At 44.8% G+C, this 7,589-nt stretch carries 5 protein-coding genes; 3 read left to right on the top strand and 2 right to left on the bottom strand.

Translation table 11 applies throughout. The features are described from left to right. Nucleotides 1-416: 416 nt before the first annotated feature. On the bottom strand, nucleotides 417-659 hold the full coding sequence (locus KIV40_RS24210; RefSeq protein WP_285351728.1) for a helix-turn-helix domain-containing protein: 243 nt from the start codon (nucleotides 657-659) through the stop codon (nucleotides 417-419). A 577-nt stretch (nucleotides 660-1,236) separates the two neighbouring features. Between KIV40_RS24210 and KIV40_RS24205 the strand changes: the two genes are divergently transcribed. From KIV40_RS24205 to KIV40_RS24195, 3 genes are read left to right on the top strand one after another with little or no spacing between them, the layout of a single operon-like run. Beyond that, the gene (locus tag KIV40_RS24205) at nucleotides 1,237-1,689 is read left to right on the top strand and encodes a hypothetical protein (protein ID WP_021018079.1); all 453 of its coding nucleotides are present in this window, start codon (nucleotides 1,237-1,239) and stop codon (nucleotides 1,687-1,689) included. Between the two features lie 17 nt (nucleotides 1,690-1,706). Further along, complete coding sequence (locus KIV40_RS24200; RefSeq protein WP_285351726.1) at nucleotides 1,707-6,131, top strand: PAAR-like domain-containing protein; 4,425 nt, start codon at nucleotides 1,707-1,709, stop codon at nucleotides 6,129-6,131. A 9-nt stretch (nucleotides 6,132-6,140) separates the two neighbouring features. Further along, entirely contained in the window at nucleotides 6,141-7,085 is a 945-nt protein-coding gene (locus KIV40_RS24195) for a hypothetical protein (protein WP_285351725.1), read from the top strand. A gap of 183 nt (nucleotides 7,086-7,268) precedes the next feature. Here KIV40_RS24195 and KIV40_RS24190 read toward each other — a convergent pair. Beyond that, nucleotides 7,269-7,589: recombinase family protein (locus KIV40_RS24190; RefSeq protein ID WP_285351724.1), on the bottom strand; the 321-nt coding region annotated here is incomplete at its 5' end.

Raw genomic sequence — 7,589 nt, 5'->3', positions numbered from 1 at the left:
GAAATGTACAGCAAAGATCAACACGTTTAATAATCCACAACTTCAATCGTTATATGCTGGGCACCAAGCAATGATCCATAGCTCAAGGTTTCACCACAATGAGGACACTCAAACTCTTCATTGGCCTCGATACATTCATCTTCGCTCCAGTCCAACTTTAGAGGTGGCCTTATTAAGGTTAGTGGATGGTATACAGAAGAAGTGGTGCTGGTAATTAAGAAGATGCTTGACGGTTGGTTGTGCCTACTCTAGTCTCGCTTCCCTTCTTGGTGCCTTTTTAAAATCCGTCCAAGACTTTCGATGAGGCGCCTTGAGGAAGAATAGAGGACGTTTTGTTCTCTTTGGCGGCTTTTGTACCATTCTAATGCAGCGATTGGCAGGATTTGCAAAAGGCGCTTCTTGCTAATAGGTAGCATTCATCGTTTAAGGCTTTGTTTATATATCTTTCGCAATGTAGCACGATTCATTCCAAGCATTCGTGCGGCCTGTGCCTGATTGCCTCGGGTATACAGCAAGAGCACTTCGACAATCGTGCACTTCACTTCTGGTAGTAATTGGCTGAGATCGGGCGCTGCATGCTTTTTATCTGCAATGCCTGTCAATTCAAGCTCTTGTTTCACACATTGAACCACCTCATCCTGCGTTATCAAGGTCGTCATATTTTTTCCTCTTACTTTTTTCTTCTTTGAACGATGTATAGCAATGTGCGACTAAGCGCCCTTGTTGGGTTTTGTAAGGCAAACCAGAATTACCAATGTTGATCCTTTTTCGCCAGACTACCAGTGCCTCTAATGAGCTCGCAGCGTTCATTTTCGCTGTATTTTTTCGAAGTATCCGTCAAAGCTCATGAATTAAGCGCAGCTGTATAGAAAATGAATAAGCTCGCAGTCCGAATTAACAGGAAAGTTCCCTAAATCTTTTGTTGATTTGGATGAGAGTAAGATCACAGCCTTTGTAGGCAGAGTGCTCTTCCGTGCCATAGATTAAGATGATTTCTCTTAACGCGATAGCCAATAGCCTAATTGCTACCTGAGTCACACTTTTACAAGGTCTGACGTGCAAGGCTAAAATCACAAAATAACGCCCCCTTCCTTTATTTTAAAAGCGCAAAAAGTGCTTTGAAAAGGAAATGTCGTGCAATTCACGACCGAGAATCACTTTTTCCCGCATAAAGAATAAGCACCTTGATTCATTTCGATTGTTAGAATCCAAAGTTATTTGTTTTTGGAAACAGCAATGAAATCGTCGCAACCTGATGCTTCAAAAGAGGTCTACCCACGGATCGGTAAAGTCTATGAAGTTCACTCAGATAAATCTCGCGTTAAAGTCAATTTTCACGGGAATCCAATCGGTCAGCCTATATGGGCAGTCATAGGCCGAGCGTTTAAAGCTTCTGACATAGATCTCGCTATTGATAATCAATTGAACTGCCAAATCAACTTTATGGATGGCGATCTTAGCCTTCCTATCCTTGTTGACATCTTCACCTCTCTACTAGAGGAAGACCTATTGATACTCCGAGCCAAAAACATGGTTGTTCAAGGCGATGAAAGTGTCGTCCTACGCTCAGGGGAGACTCAAGTATCAATGACGGCGAAAAGTGGCACGGTTAAAACCACCGCCCAAAACATCAATACTTCGGCAGATAAATTACAAAAAATTCAAGCGACCAAAGTGCGTTTAAACTGATTGAAAAGGAAAAAATTATGGCATCAACCATCGGCGCTAATGGGCTGAGTATCGTTCATAAAGGCTCAGGCGGTGAAGCGAATGCGTCTGTGCCGGACGTTTGTTTAACCAAAGTCGGAAAGCCTGTTGTTCCTATTCCGTACGGCAATAACGCTAAATCCGCCGATTTGGTGGACGGCTCAACCAGTGTCACTGCCGATGGTGGCAACAGTATTGCTTTGCAAGGCAGTAAGTTCTCAAAAAGTACTGGTGATGCCGCTGGCGATAAAAAAGGCGTGAGTTCAGGAACCATTGAAGGAGAAGCGAAGTTTGTGACGTCTTCTCCGGATGTTCTTATCGAAGGAAAAGGAGTGGCACGCCAAAGTGATCAAATGACCATGAACAATGGCAACACCATGTGTTTTGGCGTACAGAACCCATCTTTCTCGGTCGAAGAAGATCTTGAAGAGACCTTTATCATGGACGTTTGCGTGCGTCATCCAAATGGTCAACGGCTGGTGAATGCGCCATTTAAACTCAGTGATGAGCAAGGTTCGACGGTATATGAAGCCACTTTGGATGATAAAGGGCGCAGTGATGCCGACCCGCTCAAAGGTGGCAAGGTCAAACTGCTGGTCGAAGAGAGTCAAGACCCGTTTGTGGTGACTCCGGTTCGTCGCGATAACCCTCGCCATCTAGACAGCCAATCGGATGATGATTTTTTCAATATCGCTTCCCAAGGTCAGCGCGGCTTTTGGCAGCCAACCAGAATTGAGACCGTTGGCACGGCTTGGGGCAGTATTGGGCAAACGTTGAGTAGCGATCGCTATTTCCAAGACATGGTCAGTGCCGAGGTCATTCAGCACTTTACCCATTATCACCCAGACACAACATTCGATATATCAAAGACCTGTGATGCACTCATTGGCAACCTTGATCAACCCTTGCCGCATACCACTGAATCGCTGCTCGCTTACACCCTGCCTCAAGTTCTAGAAGAAGGAGAACTACTGTCGGTACTGCTGAGGTTAGCCCCGCATGAGACCACTGACCGAATGCTGGCGTACATGCGTGCGCGAGGTAAAGGCAACCCACAAACCTATTTGGCTGACTACGATTGGCAAGCAGCAGAAAAGAGCATCAATAGTGAACTCGACGCGCTGCTTAACAAGCTGAAAAGCCGGTTAACCTTCTTACGTGATGAAGCCAGCAAACTGCAATACGCATACCTGTCTGAGGATGTGTTCGATAAGCACATCGATACGTTAAGCTCGTACATGAAGTTACTACCCGACCTCATTTCTGGTGTGTTCAATAAAATGCAAACCAAAGCCAGCGAGCTTCTGGCGAGCACAGATAACGTAAAGGTCATCAAAGCGGCAGACGACTTACACTCGATTGAGAGTGAATCGATTGAAGCCGTTGTCAACACCACGAAAACCATCGACACGGTCGAGCCATTCATGAACGAAGTGGCTGGTGTGATTGAGAATGTCATTCCGATTTATCCGGTGCGTTATGGATACGCGAATTTCTTTGATGAATTGATGCCAGCGCAAGCCCCGCCGAGCATGACAGAAATGAGCGGAGCTACCGGGCTGAAAGACACCGGTGGCTACCTACTTCGCCTTCTACGTGAGGGCTGGTTGTACATCAAAGAAGAGAGCGAAGAAGAGACCGCGCCTTTTCACATCTTCAAATACGCACAAACTGAAACCGCAACTGGTGTGATTGAAAAGTTTGAGAAATACTATTTCACCAATGAAGAAAACGCTCAAGAGGGTTTAACGCTCGATACCTCATCGGGCTCCACGTTCTATCCTTTTGCGTTTGTGACGCCAAAAGCGAAAAAGATTTCCATCGTTTACTCTGAGCACGAATGGTCTGCCGCCATCATTGATAACATGAACAGCGATGAAGAATTGCGCAAAAAGGCGATGCAGCAGGTGGATTTGACTGCGCAACAAACCGAGTTTAGTCAAGCGGCAACGCAAGAAAACCTCAGCACCTTGGTGGAAGATTACCGCAATAACGATGAAAAGTGGTTGGCAGACAAAGACAGCGCGAAGCCGATGCCTCATGGCCTTGATTTGGCAACCACCACATTAAGTTATCATCTTGATGCTGAAGGCATTGTCGAAACCATGCAAAAAAGCCATAGCGAGCATAAAGATGGCGCTTTGGTGGTTTTGTTTGACCCTGTTGGTCGTCAGCGTGATATTGCCAACAAGCTCAGTATGACGATCGCCGATGGTCAAGCCTACCAACAAAACAACCTCTATCCATTGACGATAGGCACTTATGCTAAAGCCTGTATGGACAGCGCAGTGCCTGAAGTCAGTAAGGCCGCGCAAGAAAACCTTGATACACAAGCTTTAACTGACTTTATAAATGCAAGTCAAGTCCAAATGGACAAGGTTGCTAAAGAAACTCAGCAGTGGCTGAAGATGATGGATTACTTTGTTGCGGGAGAGGGAGCAAAAGACGAGATAGGCTCGCTGACGTTCTATCTACAAAATTATTTTGATGTTCGCCAAGAGGGCATAGTTAACCCAGCGATAGAGCTGGCTAAATTGATGTGCTTGCTTGGTACACTCTTTGAAGGTGTGACCGCCAGCGAAGAAGGTATGAAAACCATGGACGATTGGGTGGGGCAAGCGTTTATGACGGAGGCATTAACCCCTGAAGATAATGCGGTGGGTGCCGCTTTTAAAATCGCAGAACGCATTTTTACCCAGTGCCAAGGAGGGGATTGGCGTCAGTTGACTGGTGATGCGGGCAATCATGTTTTGAGTTCTATGGGGACTTTTTTGGCACGAATGCCCATCGCTTTCGATTATGTAGGCAAGCAAAGTGGAAAATGGGCCCAAATAGCGGGCAATGCTGGGTTGGAGCGTTTTTATAGGACGACATTTCCTTCGATACTCGATGCGCTTTTGGGGCTAAAAGTAACAGGAAATCGAGTGCAAGTACCTCTTGATGAGGTTGAGTCGCTGCTTGAAAAGCAGGCAAACAAAGGGCGCGCAGCCGCTATATGGCAAAAGACAAAAACCAACTGGCATGAGCGTTTAATTGATTGGTCGGAAGTGAAAGCGGATGCGAAAGAGGAGCGTATATTACAACTTCTTGAGTTTAAGCCAACACCAACCTGCCCTAGGATAATCAAAACAATGATTGATAATCTTGAAAAGGCAACAAAACCAGCCAGCAAAACTGCTATCCACATAAGCGCTTCTGTCGCTGATGCGGGGTTTGCTGCTTGGTCTTTTTTTCTTAATGTCGGGGCAATGTTTGAGATGGGCACTCAAGAAGAATTTACAGCCCTCGACCCAATTACCAATCAAGATGAGCTGTATCGAATACTGAAAGTAAGCTCTACATTAAGCGCTTTGGCTGCCGATAGTGCAGCGCTGGCTCAATATGGTGCGAAATCAGCCAATGCCACCGCTTCAATGCTTAGCAGAGGACTTAACGCTAATATGGTGCAGAAATACCTGCCCACCTTGAGTACCAAACTAGCCGATAAGCTGGGGTTGGCTAATGTGATGGCTCATAGTCAGCATATGGAGAATAACCTCACCAAATTACCAATAAAAAGTCTCGTTGTAGTGGCAACCTTAACTTCTGCTTCTAGTTATGTTTGGGATGCTTCGAAAGCCTATCGAAGTGGGGAGTATGACTTAATGACAGGAAACATAATGGGAGCTGGCTTTACATTACTTATGCTTGGAACTTTATTCGGTGGTCCTGTTGGTTGGGCGTTCTTTCTCGTCGGAATGGCAGGTCTGTTTTGGAGTGATAGCATCATCTCGCGTTATACAAAAACGGGAATAGAGAATCTGCTTTTCAGGTGCTTCTGGGGCAAAAGTGAGGATTACTCATTTTGGAGTTTTATCGACAGAGAAGATACAGAATCCGTCGACAAAAGACTCAAGCTTTATTCGTCTAAAGATAAAAAAGACACTTATTTGCAGTATCTGAAAAAAGCCTTTGAGATAGAGTCTCAAGAGTTTGTTAACTATTTCTACTGGCCACAATTAAATATCGAAAGCACGGTTGTTTCACCAGAGGTTATCAGAGCAGATAAGCTTTATACTTTCCGCTTTGTCTTGCCAGAGTTTAAAATGGGTATTTCTCAACTTCATGGCAGTATGGTTAAACAGTTTTATGATAGGTCTGGGCTTGTATCAACTGTGCCAATGACAGAGAATTTTAAACTCGCTTTGCTTGATGCGCTAAATAACCCACAGCAGTATGAGTTGAAAGAGGACGGCCTTCATTTAACCGTGAAGGTTGAGTGTTCATTTGAACAACGTCGCGCAATCGCAAGTGACCTTAGCTTAAAATGGTGTTACGAGCCAGAACCGTCATTGGTGGTGCCGAAACGCAAGCTAACGTCATCAGGTGATATAGATGGTCTGATGATAGGTATGATTGATGAACGCCCTAACAATAATGAATAAGGATTTGCTATGAAACGTCGATTTTGGGGCATGTTTACCACTAAAGCCCAGCCTTTTTCCAAGTGGTGGCAGGAGTTTCGCTCTGAGGTAATTGTTATTCCAATGGAAGACCCACTCGACCCGATAGTGTCGGTAGATGATAAGGTGCTAACCGTGAGAACAGGCTATCATAATCGGCGCGATGCGATCCTTATTCCGCTGATGCTGGTGTTTAGCTTTATGTCGATTTATACGCTTAATGATTTGGTGCCTGATTTTGACTATGAAAAGAAGGATGCACACGAAACGCTAGAGTTTGTAGCACAACAGAGGGCTCTAAAAAACCCAATGTCTTACATTAATAACCTTGAGAAATATGCCAATGCAATGCTCAACGAAAATGGCGAGGTGACATGGTCTACTTATATAAGAGCTAAGGAAGTCGAAGGTAAACTTAAACACTTCGTGATTGGTTTGCTTCTTTTATGTTTTTTCTTGTTACCGAGCGTTGCTATGTGGCTCATATTCTTTCTAAAACCCAGAGATGCCGAAGTCTACTTTGACCGCGAACGCCAAATTGTTTACTCGTGGCGTCATGGCAGGGTTGGAGCGGCCTACTTTGATAAAATGGGGCTGATTGAAAACCAAGTTGGTATCAATATCGTGTTGCAGTTTGAAAACAAAAAACAAAAAGGCTATCGCCCGATGGCGATTGTCGGTATTGATACGGGTAAGCTCGCTTTTCATACTGAAGCCGATACCACTTACCCATTAGCACAAATCCTAGCGTTTATGGATCATGGTAAAGAGGCAGTCATCACAGTGCCGTCGTTTAAGCGCAAACCAGCAAAGCTATTTTGGCGAATTGATCCCAAGCCAGAAAACTTTGAAGCACGTGTAGATGCAGCATTAAAGGCCGAAGGGGACTTAGTCCATCACTACCAAACCCGCAGACCCAAAGGCCATGCGATTTGAGGTTTGAGAATAATCTCGGCAAGTTAAGTTAGTACGGTAGGGCTAACTTAACTTACCCTCAAGAATATATGTTTTCAAAATACATAATTATGCAGTTACGCTTAACATTATGAACATGTGTGGCGTGTATAGACATGCCACACGTGTCGTTATGCTCGAAAACAATAAAGGGGCAATTCAAATTTAGAAAGTACCAGTTTCACCAGATGGGGGGCGTGGTTTATTCTCTTTTGTCACTGCCATTTTTAAGGCGCGATATATCGTTGCTTCTCCAAGCTCAAATTCTTTCGCAAGTTGACCGATCGTCGCTCCTTCGGCTCGGCGAGAATGTATTGCATCACACATATGCTCGTTGAGTTTGGCTGGCCGCCCAAATTTCACGCCGTTCTCTTTTGCTTTGGCAATACCTTCCGCTTGTCGTTCTGTGCGTAAGTCATTTTCAAATTCAGCAATGGATGCCAGCATGTTAAACATTAATCGACCAGTTGATGTACTTGTATCGAT

It is taken from the genome of Vibrio sp. D173a, from assembly GCF_030248475.1.
The sequence above is the reverse complement of the archived record's forward strand: the minus strand, read 5'-3'. Positions and strand labels throughout refer to the sequence as shown.